General features: G+C 62.3%; 18 protein-coding genes. 9 read left to right on the top strand and 9 right to left on the bottom strand.

Annotated elements, in window-relative coordinates; all coding sequences use genetic code 11:
* Positions 1-7: 7 nt before the first annotated feature.
* Positions 8-2,071 (top strand): TRAP transporter large permease subunit, encoded by a 2,064-nt coding sequence (locus F3089_RS06930; RefSeq protein WP_151440102.1) that lies wholly within the window; start codon positions 8-10, stop codon positions 2,069-2,071.
* A gap of 87 nt (positions 2,072-2,158) precedes the next feature.
* Here the strand turns inward: F3089_RS06930 and F3089_RS06925 are convergent, their stop codons facing one another.
* Complete coding sequence (locus F3089_RS06925) at positions 2,159-3,697, bottom strand: phosphoenolpyruvate carboxykinase (RefSeq protein WP_151440101.1); 1,539 nt, start codon at positions 3,695-3,697, stop codon at positions 2,159-2,161.
* Between the two features lie 334 nt (positions 3,698-4,031).
* Between F3089_RS06925 and F3089_RS06920 the strand changes: the two genes are divergently transcribed.
* The 3 genes from F3089_RS06920 to F3089_RS06910 all read left to right on the top strand — a co-directional run bounded on the left by F3089_RS06920 (position 4,032) and on the right by F3089_RS06910 (position 6,858).
* Positions 4,032-5,264 carry a pyridoxal phosphate-dependent decarboxylase family protein gene (locus F3089_RS06920; RefSeq protein WP_192497293.1) on the top strand — a complete coding sequence of 411 codons (1,233 nt, stop codon included), beginning with the start codon at positions 4,032-4,034 and terminating at the stop codon, positions 5,262-5,264.
* A gap of 79 nt (positions 5,265-5,343) precedes the next feature.
* Entirely contained in the window at positions 5,344-5,808 is a 465-nt protein-coding gene (locus F3089_RS06915; protein WP_192497292.1) for a GNAT family N-acetyltransferase, read from the top strand.
* A gap of 45 nt (positions 5,809-5,853) precedes the next feature.
* Positions 5,854-6,858, top strand: coding sequence for an NAD(P)H-dependent flavin oxidoreductase (locus F3089_RS06910; RefSeq protein ID WP_151440098.1), 1,005 nt, complete (start codon positions 5,854-5,856; stop codon positions 6,856-6,858).
* 71 nt (positions 6,859-6,929) lie between these two features.
* Here the strand turns inward: F3089_RS06910 and F3089_RS06905 are convergent, their stop codons facing one another.
* Both F3089_RS06905 and F3089_RS06900 read right to left on the bottom strand, forming a co-directional pair.
* Positions 6,930-7,238 (bottom strand): hypothetical protein, encoded by a 309-nt coding sequence (locus F3089_RS06905; protein WP_151440097.1) that lies wholly within the window; start codon positions 7,236-7,238, stop codon positions 6,930-6,932.
* A 2-nt stretch (positions 7,239-7,240) separates the two neighbouring features.
* A complete protein-coding gene (locus tag F3089_RS06900) occupies positions 7,241-7,477 on the bottom strand; it encodes an addiction module protein (protein ID WP_151440096.1) in 237 nt (78 codons plus the stop codon).
* A gap of 84 nt (positions 7,478-7,561) precedes the next feature.
* Between F3089_RS06900 and F3089_RS06895 the strand changes: the two genes are divergently transcribed.
* From F3089_RS06895 to F3089_RS06885, 3 genes are read left to right on the top strand one after another with little or no spacing between them, the layout of a single operon-like run.
* A complete protein-coding gene (locus tag F3089_RS06895) occupies positions 7,562-8,026 on the top strand; it encodes a Mut7-C RNAse domain-containing protein (RefSeq protein WP_192497291.1) in 465 nt (154 codons plus the stop codon).
* 54 nt (positions 8,027-8,080) lie between these two features.
* On the top strand, positions 8,081-8,320 hold the full coding sequence (locus F3089_RS06890) for a YrhK family protein (RefSeq protein WP_225741702.1): 240 nt from the start codon (positions 8,081-8,083) through the stop codon (positions 8,318-8,320).
* 36 nt (positions 8,321-8,356) lie between these two features.
* The gene (locus F3089_RS06885) at positions 8,357-9,034 is read left to right on the top strand and encodes a class I SAM-dependent methyltransferase (protein WP_151440094.1); all 678 of its coding nucleotides are present in this window, start codon (positions 8,357-8,359) and stop codon (positions 9,032-9,034) included.
* A gap of 39 nt (positions 9,035-9,073) precedes the next feature.
* On the opposite strand, the gene F3089_RS06880 is transcribed toward F3089_RS06885, so the two are convergent.
* Positions 9,074-9,502: an organic hydroperoxide resistance protein gene (locus F3089_RS06880; RefSeq protein ID WP_151440093.1), complete on the bottom strand. Its 429-nt coding sequence runs from the start codon at positions 9,500-9,502 to the stop codon at positions 9,074-9,076.
* A gap of 77 nt (positions 9,503-9,579) precedes the next feature.
* The gene (locus F3089_RS06875) at positions 9,580-10,038 is read right to left on the bottom strand and encodes a MarR family winged helix-turn-helix transcriptional regulator (protein WP_502707328.1); all 459 of its coding nucleotides are present in this window, start codon (positions 10,036-10,038) and stop codon (positions 9,580-9,582) included.
* 111 nt (positions 10,039-10,149) lie between these two features.
* Here F3089_RS06875 and F3089_RS06870 point away from each other — a divergent pair, with 111 nt between their 5' ends.
* Positions 10,150-10,791 carry a class I SAM-dependent DNA methyltransferase gene (locus tag F3089_RS06870; protein ID WP_151440091.1) on the top strand — a complete coding sequence of 214 codons (642 nt, stop codon included), beginning with the start codon at positions 10,150-10,152 and terminating at the stop codon, positions 10,789-10,791.
* A gap of 53 nt (positions 10,792-10,844) precedes the next feature.
* Positions 10,845-11,945, top strand: a complete 1,101-nt coding sequence (locus F3089_RS06865) for a mandelate racemase/muconate lactonizing enzyme family protein (RefSeq protein ID WP_151440090.1) — start codon at positions 10,845-10,847, stop codon at positions 11,943-11,945.
* Positions 11,946-12,009: 64 nt separating this feature from the next.
* Here the strand turns inward: F3089_RS06865 and F3089_RS06860 are convergent, their stop codons facing one another.
* From F3089_RS06860 to hslO, 4 genes are all read right to left on the bottom strand, one after another.
* A complete protein-coding gene (locus F3089_RS06860) occupies positions 12,010-15,048 on the bottom strand; it encodes an efflux RND transporter permease subunit (protein ID WP_151440089.1) in 3,039 nt (1,012 codons plus the stop codon).
* Positions 15,048-16,175 (bottom strand): efflux RND transporter periplasmic adaptor subunit, encoded by a 1,128-nt coding sequence (locus F3089_RS06855; RefSeq protein WP_151440088.1) that lies wholly within the window; start codon positions 16,173-16,175, stop codon positions 15,048-15,050. Before F3089_RS06855 ends, F3089_RS06860 begins: the two co-directional genes overlap by 1 nt.
* A 108-nt stretch (positions 16,176-16,283) precedes the next feature.
* Positions 16,284-16,940, bottom strand: a complete 657-nt coding sequence (locus tag F3089_RS06850; RefSeq protein WP_151440087.1) for an alpha/beta hydrolase — start codon at positions 16,938-16,940, stop codon at positions 16,284-16,286.
* A gap of 62 nt (positions 16,941-17,002) precedes the next feature.
* A complete protein-coding gene (gene hslO, locus F3089_RS06845; protein WP_151440086.1) occupies positions 17,003-17,851 on the bottom strand; it encodes an Hsp33 family molecular chaperone HslO in 849 nt (282 codons plus the stop codon).
* Between the last annotated feature and the right edge of the window lie 2 nt (positions 17,852-17,853).

Here is a 17,853-nt window from a genome sequence, read left to right as displayed (position 1 = left end):
TTGTTGTATGGGTCTGCCACGCCGTACCGGCATCGAATGGTTCTCTTCGCTGCCGGCCTGCCTGATTCTGCTGCTGTTCGTGTTCTTCGCCACGACCACGGACTTCCACAACAAGGCGCTCCAGCTTGGGGAGTATTTCTGGTCCGGCTACTACCAGCTGAGGGAGGACCCGGAGCGCCCGGACTGCAACCCCATGGTGGACGTCGAGTCCGAAGTGGATCGTCTGGCGGAACGCAGGATGGACGACGAGATCGCGGGCCTGCTCGGCGAGTCCGAGGTGGATCGCGAGGCCATTCGGCGCTCGGTGATCGCGGCCCAGCGGGCCTGTGAGGCTGACCATCTCCAGTACCAGGCAACGAAGGAACGGATCACGACCCCGGTGCGCCTGTACCGCAGCATGGAGCAGGGTCTGGCGGAACTGACGGCGGTCGGGCTCAACTGGCAGCGGCCGTTGCTGATCCTGCTGGTCGCCATCTGCGCGGCCACGGCCACCCTGGGGCGGCACCAGATCGCCATCCGGGGCATCGAGACCCGTACGGACTACCGGGTCTCCTACAGCGCCCAGACCATCGCCAACATGATGCTGCTGGCCTCCAGCTGGATCTACCGCAACCACGTGCAGCAGGCCATGGATGTGGTGCCGGCGGCGCGAGACATGCTGAACCTGCTCTGGGTGCTGTGTTTTGCCGTACTGAGTATGGCCAGTGTCTACCGGCTGCTGCGTGAACCAACAGATCTGCGCACCGGCGGCAGCATCCTGCAGGCGCTGCCCACCATTCCGCTGTATTCGGTGATGTGTTTCATCTCCGGGGCCTACTTCCTGAGTTTCGGCTACATGCAGGGCATCGGTGTCTACCTGGGCGCGCTGATGGAGCACGCGGAAATCTTCGTGAACGTAGCGCTCTACGTCTGGGCGGGCATGATGCTCAAGCAGACACGGGTGGCTACCCTGGTGTTCGACATTTTCCGGCCCCTGCGCATGCCGCCGGAGCTACTGGCGACAGTGGCCGTTGTGGTTGCCGCCATCCCAACCGCCTATACCGGTGCCTCCGGTATCTTCGTGATCGCTGCCGGTGCCGTGATCTACCACGAACTGCGTTCCGCTGGTGCCCGCCGTCAGCTGGCCCTGGCCGCCACCGCGATGTCCGGCTCCATGGGCGTTGTGCTGCGGCCCTGCCTGCTGGTTGTGGTCATTGCGATGCTCAACCGCGAAGTCACAACGGATGAGCTTTTCAGCTGGGGGGCAATTGTCTTCGCGCTCTCGGCGGTTCTGTTCTTCCTGGTGACCATGCTGTTCAACCGCCAGAGCGAGATGAAGCTGGCGCCTTTGGGTGAAGCCATTCCAGAGATGCTCCAGGCCCTGCGGCCGCTGATTCCCTATGCTCTGGTGGTCGCCGCGGTGGTTCTGGCTTACAGCTGGGGGCTGGGCGTTGGCCTGGACGAATTCTCAGCGCCACGGATCCTGCCCGTCATGCTGCTCAGCATCCTGGTGTTCGAGGCCATCCGCTTCCGGGGCCGGGAGCTGCCGCAGACCGCCGGCGGCCAGGCGCACAGCGGCTTTGAGCCAAGCCTGCGCCACGCCACCAGTGATACCACCGCCGAGATCGGGGCACTGCTGTTGCTGTTCGGGCTCTCCATCAGCCTGGGCGGCGTGATTGAGCGCGCCGAACTCATGGACCTGTTCCCGGACAGCGTGGCGAGCCCCTGGATGGCCATGGGCCTTATGGTGCTGCTGCTGGTGGGTCTGGGCATGATCATGGATGCCTTCGGCGCCGTCATCCTGGTGAGCGCCACGGTGGCGAGCTTCGCCTACCAGAGCGGAATCGACCCGGTACACTTCTGGATGGTGACGCTGGTGGCGTTCGAGCTGGGCTACCTGACGCCGCCCGTTTCCCTCAATCACCTGCTTACGCGGCAGGTGGTGGGTGACGAGGAGGTGCGCCTGGCGCGCACGGAGGCCAGTGGTGGCAGCTTCTACCAGCGTCATGAACGCATCGTCATGCCCATGGTGGTGATGGGGACAGCGCTGGTGCTGGTGGCGTTCGTGCCCCTGCTTCTCTACGCCCTGTGACAGGTTCGCCTGAATGAAAAAGGCCCCGGCGTGATCACACGACCGGGGCCTTTCCGCTTGAGCGCCCGACAGGGCGCGGAGGCGGGCTTACTGACGCAGCTTCGGGCCGGCGTTGACGATCGAATCCGGCACGTCGAACTTGCTGAAGTTCTCGACGAACTGGCTGATCAACTCCTGAGCCTTTTTGTCGTACTCGGCCGGGTCATCCCAGGTGTTGCGTGGGTTGAGCAGCTTGGTCTCAACGCCCGGTACCGACGTCGGCACGTCCAGGTTCAGGTCTTCCAGATGCTCGGTCTCGACGTCGTCCAGCTCACCATCCTGGATGCCATTGATGATGGCCCGCGTGGTGGGAATGGAGAAGCGCTTGCCCACACCGTAGGGGCCGCCGGTCCAGCCGGTGTTCACGAGGAAGACCTTGCTGTCGAACGCGTCCATCCGCTTCATCAGCAGTTCGGCGTAGACGCCGGCCGGGCGCGGGAAGAAGGGCGCTCCGAAGCAGGTGGAAAAGGTGGACTGCAGCCCCTCGCCGGACCCCATCTCCGTGGAGCCCACCAGTGCGGTGTAGCCACTGAGGAAGTGGTAGGCCGCGGATTCGCGCGAGAGTATGGACACGGGCGGCAGCACGCCGGTCATGTCGCAGGTCAGGAAGATGATGTGCTTGGGCTCGCCGGCACGATTCTCCACCACCCGCTTTTCAACATGGTCCAGCGGGTAGGCGCAGCGGCCGTTCTCGGTAAGGGAGGTGTCCGTGTAGTCCGGCTCACGGGTCGCCTCATCCACCACCACGTTCTCAACCAGAGCGCCGAACTTGATCGCGTCCCAGATGATGGGCTCGTTCTTGCGCGTCAGGTCGATGGTCTTGGCGTAGCAGCCACCCTCCAGATTGAAGACGGTGCCTTCTCCCCAGCCGTGCTCGTCGTCACCGATCAGGTGGCGGCTCTGGTCGGCCGAGAGGGTGGTCTTGCCGGTACCGGAAAGACCGAAGAACAGGCACACGTCGCCGTCATCGCCCACGTTGGCGGAGCAGTGCATGGGCAGCACGTCATGGTCCGGCAGCAGGAAGTTCTGCACCGAGAACATGGCCTTCTTCATCTCGCCGGCGTAGTGCATGCCCGCGATCAGCACGCGCTTGCGCGCGAAGTTGATGATGACGGTGGCGTTACTGTTGGTGCCGTCGCGTTCGGGCACGCACTCGAAGTTCGCCGCGTTCAGGATTTCCCATTCCGGGTTGTCGATGGGGTTGTACTGATCAGGGCGGATGAAGAGGTTCAGGCCGAACAGATTCTGCCAGGCCGTCTCGGTGGTCATCTTCACCGGCAGGTAGTAGTTCGGGTCCGAGCCCACGTGCACGTGCGAGGTGAAGTGCTCATGCTCACCCAGGTATGTCTTCACGCGCTCCCAGAGCGCATCGAATCGGTCCGCATCGAAGGGGTGATTGATCTTGCCCCAGTCGATCTGGTTAACGGTGCTGGGCTCTTCAACAATGAAGCGGTCCACCGGGGAGCGACCGGTGCGTTCGCCGGTGGTCACCACCAGTGAGCCATTGGAGGCGAGTTTGCCCTCATTCCTTTCCAGCGCCAGCTCAACAAGCCGGGCCGGGCACAGATCCGTGTAGGTTTTACTCACGATGACCTCACTTTCAGATGTTTCAAATCGGTTGCGGCGCGCGGCTGCCGGGATGAAAGGGCAGCGAGGCGGCCCGGGGGTGCGGATGGTTGTTCGGGGCGCACCCCTCTAAGCGGTAGCACCCCGCCACGCTCGCGGCGTGCCGGGGTGCGGGAAAGCATTCCTGTCGTCTACAGGCGCGACAGTATGCCAGAACGTTTCGGTAATTACGACCATTGGGCGGGGTGTGGGGGGCGTTGGGGCCTTTCCTGCTGTCCCCTGTAGAGCTATCTTGTTAGAGCAGAAGTCGTAACAGGAACAGATAGATAACCGCTTTATGGCCGAAGGTAAACCAATGGACGGTGATTTCGCATTTCAGTCGGACGAGCTGACCAGGTCGTTGTCCCTGCTCGGGGAGCGCGTTGCATCAGGGCAGTCCGTATCAGCCGCTTCACCTTCTTTCAACCTGCCCTCCGAACTCCCCGCACAGGGGGTTGGAGGCGAGCCAGCCCTGATGCAACTGGCGGATGGCTTCTTCCCCCCGGCAGCCCGGTTGGGCCATGCGGGCTATTTCGCGCACATGGACCCGCCGACGCCCTGGGTCTCCTGGGTAGGGGCGCTCTGGGCCGCGTCCTGTAACCAGAATCTTCTGCATCAGGATACCGGCAGTGGCGCGCGCGACCTGGAAGAGATAGTGGTTGGATGGCTCGCTCCCTTCTTCGGCATGAACGGTGGACATCTGGTCCCCGGTTCCACCCTGGCCAATCTGACGGCCCTGTGGGCGGCGCGGGAGCTCAAGGGGGTGCGCAGGGTTGTTGCCAGTGAGGTGGTGCACCTGAGCATCCGGAAGGCGGCGTCGCTGCTGAACCTGGCTTTTCATGAAGTGCCTGTGGACAGTGAGCAGCGGTTACGGTCGGAGGCGCTCAACGGGATCGACCTGGGCGAGGCGGCCGTGGTTATTACAGCTGGCACGGCTGCGGCCGGGGCGATCGATCCACTGGATGCGTTCCCGGAGGCGGCGTGGCGCCATGTGGATGCTGCCTGGGCCGGTCCGCTTCGCCTGACCCGTCATGCGGGGCTGCTTGAAGGTATCCAGGATGCTGATTCCGTAGCGGTGTCTGCCCACAAATGGCTTTTTCAGCCAAAGGAAAGCGCGCTCGTGCTGTTTCAGAAACCGGAAGAAGCGCATCAGGCGATGAGCTTCGGTGGGGGTTACCTGGCTGTTCCCAATGTAGGCCTGCTGGGCTCACACGGGGCAACGGCGTTGCCCCTGGCGGCAACACTGCTGGCCTGGGGCAGGGAAGGTATCGCGGAGCGGATTGAGCACTGCATGGAACTGGCGGAACAGCTGGCGTCTCGCATTGCTGAGGAACCGGAGCTGGCACTTTTCGGGCAGCCTGAAACCGGCGTTGTGCTGTGGCGCCCCCGCCATAGCTCGGCCGAAACGGTTCGGGAGCATATGCAGGGCGCCTTTGTGTCTCTCACGCAGGTGGGCGACGAGTACTGGTTCCGCTCGGTGGCCGCCAACCCCAATGCAGACCCGGACCGGGTGGTGGATAGTGCGCTTGCAGTCTTGAAGTCGGAGTAGTCTCGCTTACAGGAATTCGTTAGGAGGCGGCCTGTAGTGCCCATATCACTCCAGACTGGGGCTAGCAGAGATGGTTTTCATGGAAGTGCGTGCCGCTCAGCAATCAGATCTTTTAACGGTGCTTGGCTGGGTCAATGGTGAACATGAGTGCCTTATGTGGGCGGGGCCCAATATACGGTATCCCGCAACGCCTGAAACGGCATGGCGAGATATGGAGGCCTTTGACGAGAACGCTTATGTTCTGGTTGATCCTGCTTCCAAAGTCGTTGGGTTTGGCCAGGTTTTATCCAGAGGAGGCAACGCCCTTCATCTGGCGCGCCTGATTGTTGAGCCCAGGCTCCGGGGCCAGGGTGTTGGCCGGGACCTTTGCGCGGCTCTTGTGGATATTGGTTACGCGAGCCAGCCTGCCGAATACTTCACGCTTAATGTGTATGAATCGAACAGAGCGGCGGTTCGGCTTTATCAAGCGTTGGGATTTGAGATAAAAGAGAGGGGCGATTCAGGGGTGCTGGCCATGGTAAAAACCCGAAAGGAAGGGGAGTGACGATGAGATTCTCCGGTGTCGCGGTAAGGTTGGTTGAATCCACTGATGACTGATATGTCCATGAACGAACAAACCCTTGAAACACCGCTTACGCGCCTTCTCGGCATCCGCCACCCCATCCTGTCCGCGCCAATGGCGTGGGTCGCTGGTGGGCACTTGGCCTCGGCGGTCTCGGAGGCCGGTGGGCTGGGCCTGATCGGGGGTGGCTACGGTGATGCGGAGTGGCTTGAGCGGGAGCTGGCCAACGCGGCTGACACGCCCGTTGGCGTTGGCTTCATCACCTGGAGCTTGAAGCAGAAGCCGGAACTGCTCGACCAGGTGCTGGCGCATCAGCCCGGGGCCATGATGCTGTCGTTCGGGGAACTAGCCGGGTTTGCCCAGCGGATCAGGGAAGCCAATTGCTGCCTGCTGGCACAGGTCCAGACCGTGGAGCAAGCAAAGAAGGCCGTCGATGAAGGGGCGGACGTCATCATCGCCCAGGGCACCGAGGCCGGTGGGCACGGCGCGAACCGGGCCACGCTGCCCCTGGTTCCTGCGGTGGTCGATGCCGTTGGCTCTGTCCCCGTGGTCGCCGCCGGCGGTATCGCGGACGGGCGCGGCGCAGCGGCGGCCATGATGCTCGGGGCAAGTGGGGTCCTGATGGGCAGCCGCTTCTACGCCACCGAGGAATCCCTGGCGCATCCCATCGCCAAGGCGGGCGCGGCTGACGCCCATGGTGACGACACGGTTCGCGGTTCCGTATTCGATCGGTTAAGGGGCTACGGTTGGCCGGAACCCTACACGTTGCGCAGCCTGCGCAACCGCATGACCGACCAATGGCATGGCGATCTGTCCCACCTGGAAGACAACCTTACCGAGGAACGCGAACGCTTCCAGGCCGCGATAGAGAATGCGGATTTCGAACTCGCGCCGCTGATCGTGGGTGAAGCGGTGGATCTGGTTGATCGGGTGCAGTCGGCTCAGGAAGTCGTCGAAGGTGTGGTTGCTGAAACGACCGCGTTGCTTCAGAAGGGAGCGCCGAATGTCTCATTGCATTCCGGGGGCGCTTGATAGGATGAATGGGCGATTTCTGGCCTGGATGCCACAGGGGCAATTACATTGTTGAAGCGGCGGACGTGGAACTAGTCTCTGTTGCGCCAATATCCCGGTTTTCTGGAATGGTGGGCTATGGCAATCACAACCGCCTCCGTCACCATCTCGATAACAACGAGATCATAGGGAAAGCGGTCGAGCATGAGTCGCTTCGCACCCGAATTACCCGCTTCGCCAGGAAGGGCTGATAAAGGAAGGTAGTTTTCTTCAATAATATCCAGAGCCCTGTCGATAGCCGTGAAAAACTCGGCGCCAAGGCCTGGCTGTTCGGATTCATACCATGCGGCTGCCTCTTCTGCTTCCTGCGAGGCCTCTTCCAGTATCCTTACTGTTCTCACTGTTATTCGCCCAGCCTGCCCCTCATTGTTTGCCGGAATTCATCACGGGTCAGCAACCGGGCATTACCCTCTCGGACACGGGACGCACGCTGAACGACTTCCTCGTTCCACGCCTGTTCAGCCGAGTCATCGCGCGGGCCATCCAGGCTCATAATGAGCTCACGGGCCAATTCGGCACGCTCTGACTCAGAAAGGTTCGAGATCTGGGAGCGGAGGTGGCTCAATGCTTCAGTTGTCATGTTGACTCCATGAACCGCAGTACTTTAATGCTATCCGGATTGAACAACCCGGACAAGCTGTATCCACAAGCGGGGTGGGTGCCTTTGCGAATACTCTGCGACGAAATGCTCAATGGCATCGCCCAATGGCTGCGCGTTGCGGGGTACGATACCGCGGTGCCCACGCCAGGGCTTCCGGACGATCAGCTGATGGCTCAGGCGCGTGCCGAAGGGCGCTGGCTGCTTACCGCTGATTCCGATCTTCTGGCGTTCGCCGATGCGGCCCGCTATGTCATCTATCTGCAGGGTCAGGATGACGGGGCCCGTCTCCGGGAGTTGACCCTGCGTCTGGACCTGGACTGGTGCCGGGCGCCGTTCACCCGCTGCAAGAACTGCAACACGCCATTGCACGAGGCGAGCGAATGGGAGGTGGCGCATTACTACCCCGGTTCCATCTGGCTGGACGGGCAGAGTGTCTGGGCCTGTTCGAGTTGCTGCCAGCTGTTCTGGGAGGGCAGCCATGTGCGGCGGATGCGAGCCCAGCTGGAAGCCATGAACCGTTGGCGGTGAGGGCATGGATTTAGGCATGATTGGCGCCAGGCAGACGACGCAGGAGGCGGATTTTTGGATATCGAGCGTGATACGCGAAACGCCATCAAGGTCCTGGTGCAGGACTACAGCTGGGTTCACCTGACGCTGGGCCTGCTCGGCAACCTGACGTTTTTCATTGGCAGTGCCCTCTTCCTCCCGTCACTGGAGGCGTACAAAGTGCTGGGGGTCTGGCTGTTCATCATTGGTTCCTTCCTCATGCTGATAGGCTCCATCGGGCGATTCCTGGTGGATATCTGGGAGGAAGAGACCTGATCCTATTCATGTTGGTCGGAAACAGGGAGCGTTGTTGTGGAACTGGATCATGTCGTCCCCTGGGGGCGCTCTTTCGAGGAATACCAGCGGATGTTCAACCTGGCACCCGCCGACCTGGATAAGCGCATCCTCGGCTGCGGAGATGGCTCTGCCAGCTTCAATGCCACGCTCACGGCCCGGGGTTGCCGGGTGGTGTCCTGCGACCCGGTTTACCGTTTCAGCCCGGAAGCGATCCGCCGTCGGGTGGATGCGGTCTATCCGGAGATCATGGCGAAGGTGTGGGCCAACGCTTCGAATTACCTGTGGGATGAACTCGGTACCGTGGAGCAGCTCGGCGAGGTCCGGATGGCGGCGATGACGGACTTCCTTGCCGATTTTACCGAGGGGTGTGAGCAGGGGCGTTACTGTGATGCGGCGCTGCCTGATCTCCCGTTTGAGGATGCGGCCTTCGACCTCGCGCTCTGTTCCCATTACCTGTTTCTCTACAGCGACCATCTGGATGAAGAAGGGCATTTGCAGGGCATGCGGGAGCTCTGTCGGGTGGCGAAGGAAGTGCGGGTCTTTCCGCTGGTGGCCCTGGACGGGCATCACTCCAGGCATCTGGACGCCGTCATGGCGGCGCTGGCTGATGAGGGAATACGGACGTCGCTCGAGCCGGTGGATTACCGGTTCCAGAAGGGGGCAACCGAGATGCTGGTGGCGACGAGGGCATAGGGCCGCCTTGCGGCGACCCTGAGCCGGGGTATCGGTGCTTCAGACCGTTACCACCAGCTCCACCGGCACGTTGTTCCGGGTGGCGTTGGAGTAGGGGCACACCTGGTGCGCCTTGTGCACGAGCTCCTCGGCCTGTTGCTGCTCGAAGCCCGGTACGTGCACGTTCAGGGTAACCGCCAGGCCGAAGCCTTCGCCCTCCGGGCCGATGCCCACCTGACCGGTGATGGCGGTTTCTTCCGGCAGCTCGACCTTGGCCTTGCCGGCGACCAGTTTCAGGGCGCCGATAAAGCAGGCGGAGTAGCCGGCAGCAAAGAGCTGCTCGGGGTTGGTACCTTCACCACCGGCACCGCCAAGTTCCTTGGGCGTGGTGAGCTTGACGCTGAGCTGGCCATCGTCGCTCGTGGCCTTGCCGTCACGGCCGCCGCTGGCGGTTGCCTGGGCCTGATAAAGGATTTTTTCTGCACCCATGATGATTTCTCCTCTCTCTTTCGCTTTGATAGCACGCTATTAAATCGTGCACGATTTAAATAATCCAAAAAAATGCCTCAGCTGGCCAGACGCTCTCGCAGGTTGTGCAGGTCGTCGCGCAGCCGTTCCAGCTCATCCGGGCTGCACTGCGTGGCACACATGACGGACTCCGGCACCGCTTCGGCTTTCTCGCGCAGTTTGTGGCCCTGTTCCGTAAGCACGACGGCCACCTGCCGCTCATCCTGGCGGCTGCGCTGGCGTTGCAGCAGGCCCGCCCCTTCCAGCCGCTTGAGCAGGGGGGTGAGGGTGGCCGAGTCCAGGAAGAGCCGCTCACCGATGCCGGAGACGGTCTGGCCGTCCTGTTCCCACAGCACGAGCATGACCAGGTACTGCGGGTAGGTCAGGTCCAGTTCCCGCAGCAGTTTCCGGTACACCTTACTCATGGCCAGCTGCGCCGAGTACAGGGCAAAGCAGACCTGTCGGTCCAGTGCCAGCAGGCTTTCCTGTGAGTCGTTGCGATCAGTCATGCCACGCATCTTATATAGCGCGCGATTTAATCGCAAGCATGGTTTAAGCCGGTACAGGTCGACCCTGCTATAGTGGCTCGGTCAGAGACATGCTTGAACGAGAATAAGGAACCCGACCCTATGACGGACAGGACCATCACCAAGACCGAGATCCTCAACAAGGTCTACACGGCGGATGACCACGAAAAGCTGATGGACGCCTACAAGGACTGGGCGGCCGATTACGACAGCGATCTGGAAGAGCTGGGCTATGTGGCTCACATCACCAGCGCCAGGGCCCTGGATCAGGCGCTTGGCGGGAATCATGATGCAGTGATCCTGGACGCCGGCAGCGGTACGGGCCTGGTAGGGGAGGAGCTGGCCAGGCTGGGTTACCGCACCATGGACGCGCTGGACTACTCCCAGGACATGCTGGACCAGGCGGAAACCAAGAACGTCTACCGTAAGCTGATCCAGGCGGACATGAAGGAACGCCTGCCGCTGGATGACAACGCCTATGACGCGGTGGTCTGCACGGGCACCTTCACCTATGGCCACATAAGCGCTGAGGGCTTTGATGAGCTGATCCGCGTCACCCGCCCGGGTGGCACGATCGTGTTCACCGTGCGCGAAGGCGCCTACGAGGAATACGGCTACCGGAAGAAGATGCTGGATCTCGAGGTGAAGGGTGAATGGGAGCTGGTCAGCTTCTATGACACGCCCTACCAGATCGAGGAAGGCAATACCTGCAAGATGTGTACGTATCGGCTGCCGACTGCGTAAGGTCTGCTTCGCGGTTACACTGAGGGTTTCAATGGCCGGTTACGGAGGCTGGAATGCGCGTTGAAACCCTTTCGGTCTACACTGGTGAACTCCCCTATAACGGTCCCGCCTATTCGTTTGCTGGCGGCCGCTCCTATACGGAGTTCACCAGTACGGTGGTCGTTCTCACCACGGATACCGGGCTGGAGGGCTATGGTGAGGTCTGCCCCTGCGGCCCCAGCTACATGCCGGCGTTTGCAGGTGGCTTACCATCCTGTCTGGAGGCGTTGGCGCCGACTGTGATCGGCGAGGATCCCCGCCACACTACCCGGCTTATGCGGAAGATGGACCAGGCGCTTAATGGGCAGGCGGTGGCCAAGGCGGCGATTGATCTGGCGTGCTGGGATCTGCTGGGCAAGTCGAGCGGGCTGCCGGTGTATACCCTGCTGGGCGGGCTTCTGAATGTGTCCATGCCGTTGCACCGGATTGTGTCGCTGGCGGAGCCGGCTGAGATGAGGGCGAGTTTCCGGGACTTCCGGGAACGGGGCTTTCACAGCTTCCAGATCAAGCTGGGCCATGATATCGAGGCTGACCGGGATCTCGTGCACGCCCTGATGGACCTGCGGGAGTCGGGCGAGATCTGGGTGGGCGACGTGAACGGTGCGTGGCGCCGGGACGAGGCGGTACGCTTTTCCCGTTCGGCTGAGGGACTTGATCTGTACCTGGAGCAGCCCTGTGCGAGCTACGAGGAATGCCTGTCCGTCCGTGGCCATGCTCGGCATCCGATGAAGCTGGATGAAAGCCTGACCTCGGTGTCGGATGTCCAGCGGGCGCTGCGCGATGACGCCATGGATGCGATGTCGCTCAAGGTCAGCAAGTTCGGCGGCCTGACCCATTCACGGGTGATCCGTGATCTGTGCGTGGCTTCGGGCATTCCGATGACAATCGAGGACGCTTGGGGAAGCGGCATCGCGACAGCTGCCTATGCCCACCTGGCGGCCAGCACACCGCCGGCCTGCCTGCTCAACACCACGGACCTGCACAACTACAATACGGTTCAACTTGCCCGGGGCGCGCCAGAGGTGGCCAACGGCCGGATGACGCTGAGCGAACGCCCGGGACTTGGCGTTGAACCCGATTTCAGTCATCTACGGCGTGATGCTCTATATTCGTAAAGGCCATCATTCTGGAGGATATCCGCCGCCTGGACGGCGTGAACCACCCCAAGGACCAGCTCCCTCATCCCTGGGGACGGATTCCCATGAGGCGCACGTAGCCTGCTGGCAGCACTAGAATGGTCAGGATCGCCGCAAAGGCGAGCCCGAACATGATCGCCAGTGCCATGGGTGCCCAGAAGGGCCCGGACAGCGCCAGCGGCAGCATGCCGAGCATGGTTGTTGCGGCGGTCAGAAGGATGGGGCGCACGCGGCTTGTCGCGGCCTCGCCAATGGCTTCCAGCGTGCCGCTCTCGGCCAGCGCCATATCCATTTTCTGAACCATGACCACGGCGTTGCGGATGATCATGCCGGACAGGCTCATGGTTCCCAGAAGCGCCATGAAACCAAAGGGCTGCTGGAACAGCAGAAGCCCGACACTGACGCCCACCAGCCCCAGCGGCACCATCAACATGACCAGCAGGGTGCGCCGGAACGAGTTGAACTGGGCCATGAGCACCAGCACCATCAGCCCAAGGATGACCGGCACGGGTTTCAGCACACCCGCGCGGGCTTCAGCGGACTGGTGAACCTGGCCGTCCCACTGGGCGTCATACCCAGAGGGAAGCGTGACCTTCTGGATTTCGGGTGCCAGGGCGGCGCGCACCTCGGACGCGGTATACCCCTTTGCCAGGTCTGCTTGCAGTGTAATCGCCCGTTCCCGGTTGTGCCGCCAGATCACGGGGCGCTCCCAGTCGAGCTCGATATCGGCGACTTGTGTGAGCGGGACAGGCTTGCCGCCGCTTTCCGGCCAGACAACCATGGTTTCAAGCTCGGAGGGGTCGGTCCGCTCGGGCAGAGGAAAGCGCCAGACAATGGGAATACGCTCATCGCCCTCACGGAACACGCCAACCCCTTGCCCGGCAAAGGCGGTGTTCAGGGCCAGGTTGATGCTGTTGGTGGTGATCCCGGCGCGACGGGCCCGGTCCTGGTCCACGTTGATGGTGACCCGGGGCTGGGTCTGGCGCCAGTTGTGCCGCAGGTTCGTGACGCCCGGGTGCTCGGCCATGATGGCCTGCAGTTTTCCGGCCGTATCCACGAGCTCCTCCCGTTCCGGCCCGGTGATCCGCAGCTGGAGCGGGAAGCGAACGGGTTCGCCCAGCTGCATCGCTCGCACCCGGGGTTCGGCTTGCGGGTAACCATCTTCCAGATGCTCCCGGACCTTAGCCATCACAGGGTCAACGTCCTCCTTGGTCTCCACGTTAACCAGGATCTGCCCGAAGGCGGGGTTGGGGGTTCGCGGGATCATGGGCAGATAGAATCTTGGCGCGCCTTCACCGATGAAGGCGGTGACGTCCGTCACCGGTTCCATCTCCATCAGCCGTTGCTCAATCCGGGCCATGTCCTCGCTGGTCTGCTCAATGCGGCTGCCTTCCGGGAGCCAGTAATCCACCATGAACTGGGAGCGTTCGGCCGGTGGGAAAAAGGTCTGTGGCACGAAGCTGAACGCCACAGCACTGGCGGCAAAGATAATGATGGCACTGCTTGTCAGGATCCAGGGACGCCGGAGTGTGGCGGTTATCAAACGGTGCACCCACTGGTAGAAGGCGCGGTCCTCGGGGTTTCCGAGCCCGCTTTTGCTGTCCAGTAGCCAGTAGTTCATCAGTGGTGTGGCAAAAACCGCGAGCAACCAGGAAATGGCCAGGCTGATGGCCACCACCCAGAACAGCGAGCGGGTGAACTCGCCCGTGGCGGTGTTGGTCAGGGCGATCGGGGCGAATGCGAGGACCGCTATGGCGGTGGCTGCCAGCAGGGGCCAGGCGGTTTCCTGCACGGATTCCGCGGCTGCTTTCAGACGCTCCGTGCCGCGCTGCATTTTTACCTGCATCAGCTCGGAGATGACAATGGCATTGTCCACAATCATACCGAGCACGATCACCAGGGCCCCGAGTGATACCCGGTGGAGTTCAAAGCCCATCAGGTACATGCCCACAAAGGTGCCCAGAATGGTCAGGGGCACCCCCAGTCCGACGACGAAGCCGGTGCGCAGGCCCAGCGAGACCATCAGGACTGCCAGCACAATGGCTACTGCCGTGACCAGGTTGATCAGGAATTCGCCGACGGCCTGCTCGACTTCCTCGGACTGCAGCGCGATGCCACCGAACTCAATGCCCACCGGCATCCTGGCCTCGATACGGTCCAGCTCGGCCTGGACCCTTTCGGTGAGCTCGACCACATTGGCCCCCTCGGCCGGCACGACGCCCAGAGCCAGGGCGGATTCGCCCTGATGGCGCAGGCTGGCATCGGGCGGGCTGGCGTACCCGCGCCTGACTTCCGCGAAGTCACGCAGCTGGACGAGTTCACCGGTCACGGGGCTGCGGATGTTCAGCCTGGCCAAGTCGTCCACGGCCTCAAAGGTGCCAGTGGTATTGATCCGCAACCGGCGTGATCCCATCTCGGTGAAACCACTGGGAGCGACCACGTTCTGCTTGTTAAGGGCGTTCACGACCAGCGCTGGGGTCAGGCCCAGTTCGGCGATCTTGGAACGGCTGGTTTCAATGAAAACCCGTTCGCCCTGGTCGCCGAACAGGTCGACCTTGGCAACGTCATCAACCCGCAGCAGGCGTTGCTGGAGGTGGTCTGCAATGTCGTTGAGTTCGGCGTAGCTGTAGTCGGCGCCTTCCACGGAAAGCAGCATGCTGTAAACGTCGCCGTAGTCGTCATCAACACGCGGGCCACGCACGGAATCGGGCAGGCTGGCGCGGGCTGCTATAACCTTCTTGTTGAGCTCGTCCCAGATCTGGCGCAGTTGCTGGCCGCCGTACTGGTCCTTAACCTCAACGTAGATAATGGAGGTGCCATTGCGGCTCAGCGACTCAATGCTCTCCAGCTCACCAAGCTGCTGGATCTGCTTCTCAAGTGGTTCGGTCACTTGCTGTTCCACCCGTTCCGCGTCCGCACCGGGGTAGCCGGTCATCACGATGGCGGTTCGGATGGTGAACTCAGGGTCCTCGAGCTGCCCGAGCCGGGTGAAGGCGATGACCCCGAGCAGGGTGATCAGGAGAATCAGGAATCCCACAAAGCGATTGCGGCTGATCGCGCCGCGCACCAGTTGCGCCAGCATCACTGAATTACCCCGCCTTCAAGCCGCTTGACCTTCTGGCCTTCCTGCAGGTGTTGCGCGCCGGCCACCACGATCTGCTCACCGGATTCGAGCTGGCCGGTGATCCGGACGCTGTCCGTCTCCAGTGACTCGGTGGTGACCGGGCGTGACGTGACCTTACCGGAGTCCGGATTCCAGACCCAGACATGGGGTTGGTCCGCTTTTTCGAAGATGGCTTCCACCGGCACCAGGAAGCTGTCATCCCAGGGGGTATTCCTGAGACTGGCCTTGAACGAGACTTCGGCGGTCATTCCCGGGAGCAGCTCTTGCTCCGGGTTCTCGACCGCAACCCGTACGGGGTACGCCTGGGTGGCCGGCGAGACATCAAGGCGGACATTCTCCACCCGTGCGTCGAAGCGCTTGTTGTCCATAACGGGCATGAATACATGAACGTCTTTAAGATGGTCGCGGAACTGCATCAGCCGTTCCGGGATGCTGACCTCGACTTCCACGGTTTCAATGTTGTCGATCGAGAACACTGGGCGCTGCGGGCTGACCTGCTCGAACGGCTCCGCCATGCGGCGGTTGATCACCCCATCAAAAGGCGCCTCCAGAACGGTGTCATCCAGCGCTGAGCGGGCTGTTTCCAGGGCTTCACGCGTGGCGTTGCGCTTGGCGCGGGCCTGCTCATAGGCACTTTCGAGGCGATCGAACCTGGCGTCGCTGATGGCGTTGGAATCCACCAGTTCTTTGCCCCGTTCCCAGTTCTTGCGCGCTTCGTTCAGGGTGGCCTGGATGGATTCCAGTTTGCTCTCGGTTTCGTTCACCTTGAGGCGGAAATCCCGCTGATCCAGTTTCCCCAGCACCTCGCCCTCGGCGACCTCATCACCCACATCCGCGCTGAGTGTTTCGATCTTGCCGGGCACGCGGAAACTCAGGGTGGTGGTCTCGGCGGGTTCCACACGCCCGCTGAACCGGCGCGAGGCCAGGCCGGTGGGCGTTTCAAGCGTCATCATCCGGGCGGGCCGCAAGGGCTGGGCTTCAGCGGTTTCGGAGCTCTTGCCGGGATCCCCGTCACAACCGCTCATCAACAGTGCGATGGCTGGGATCCAGAGGTAGCGGCCAAGGGATGAGAAAGAATGAGTCATGAAACAGGTCCCTGCTGCAGAGGAGGTGATCAGGCGATCAGTCTATTCTGAGCGCCTGCGTGGGCTCTGGCAATCTGTCGGAAGTGATAGCGCCGGCATTCGTGCGGTTCAGAGCACGGACCGCAGCCAGGCCCCGATCGCCTGGATTTCTTCCAGGCATACCTCATGTTCCATGGGGTAGGTACGGTACTCGGGCTCGTAACCCAGCTTCCGAAGATGCTCCAGGGCCTCCTGGCCGAGGAATTCGGGCAGCATGGGGTCGTTGGTGCCGTGGGCCATGAAGATCGGCAGCTGTCTGTTGGCCCCGGAGGGCGTGGTCAGGTTGATGCTGGCGAAGTAGCCTGAAAGGACCATAAGCCCGGCCAGGGGCTGCTCGAAGGTCAGGGCCGTGTGGTAGGCCACGGCGCCGCCCTGGGAGAAACCGGCGATGACAATGCGGTTGCTGGGCACGCCACGCTCCATCTCGCGATGGATTAGATCCCGGATGCGGCCGGCGGAGGCGAGAATGCCCTGTTCGTCGGTATCGTTGTGGCGGTCCAGTGAACGGATGTCGTACCAGGCGGGCATGACCATGCCGCCGTTGAGGGTGACCGGGATCTGTGGGGCGTGTGGGAAGACGAAGCGCACGTGCGCGTCCTGGGGCAGCCCCAGGTGCGGGATTACGGGCTCGAAGTCATGCCCGCTGGCGCCCAGCCCGTGCAGCCAGATGACGCTGGCGTCCGGGTTCTCGCCGGTGGTCTTTTCCACGCATTCCAGGTATTCCATGGTCCCCTCCGCTGTTCAGTGAGGGCGTTACTCTAGCGTGCCGGGCGGTGCCCGGGCCAGTGTCAGTGGCGCTGGTGGGGGCCGAAGAGGGCCTCAATGTCGTCCTGGCCGAAGCGGTACTGCTGGTTACAGAACTGGCAGTCGACGCTGATCTCGCCCTGTTCCGCCAGCAGGTCGTAGCACTCCTGGGCGCCCAGGGTCTCCAGTGCGTTGGCGGTCCGCTCGCGACTGCAGTGGCAGTGGAAGAAAACCGGCTCCTCGGGGTAGAGGCTGATGGATTCCTCGTGGAAGAGCCGATGCAGCAGCGTCTCTGGCGCCACCGAGAGCAGTTCCTGCTGGCTGGTGGTCTGGGCCAGGTGCGTCAGACGGTTCCAGAGATCGTCGTCCTCGGTCGTCTCGTAGCCGGGCATCTTCTGCAGCATCAGGCCGCCGGCGCGCTCATTGTCCGCGAACAGCAGGATCAGGGTGTCGAGCTGTTCCGAGCGGGTGAAGTAATCCTGAAGGCATTCCTGCAGGGTCTCGGACTCCAGCGGCACGATGCCCTGATAGCGCTGGCCCTGTTCCGGTTCGATGGTGATGACGAGCTGGCCATGGCCGAGCTGTTCCCCGATGGAGCCATGCTGGATGCTGTCTTCGGTGTGTATGAGCCCGCGCGCGCCGCGTTCATTGCTGCAGTCCGCCATCAGCAGAGTGACCGGCCCCTGGCCCTTGGCCTGGAGGCTGATGCGGCCCTTCATCTTGAGTACGCCGCCGAGCAGCACGGCGGCGCTCAGGCTCTGCGCGAGCAGATGCTGGGCGGGCTCTGGGTAGTCACGGCCCTCAAGGGCGGTCTTGAGGGTGTCCTCGATCAGCACGAGCTCGCCACGGACCTCGCCCTCGTTGAAGACAAAACGCTGCAGGGTATCGGTCATGT

The organism is Halospina sp. K52047b (assembly GCF_008709855.1).
Taxonomy (GTDB): Bacteria; Pseudomonadota; Gammaproteobacteria; order Pseudomonadales; family Oleiphilaceae; genus Halospina; species Halospina utahensis_B.
This window is presented reverse-complemented; position numbering and strand designations above follow the sequence as displayed.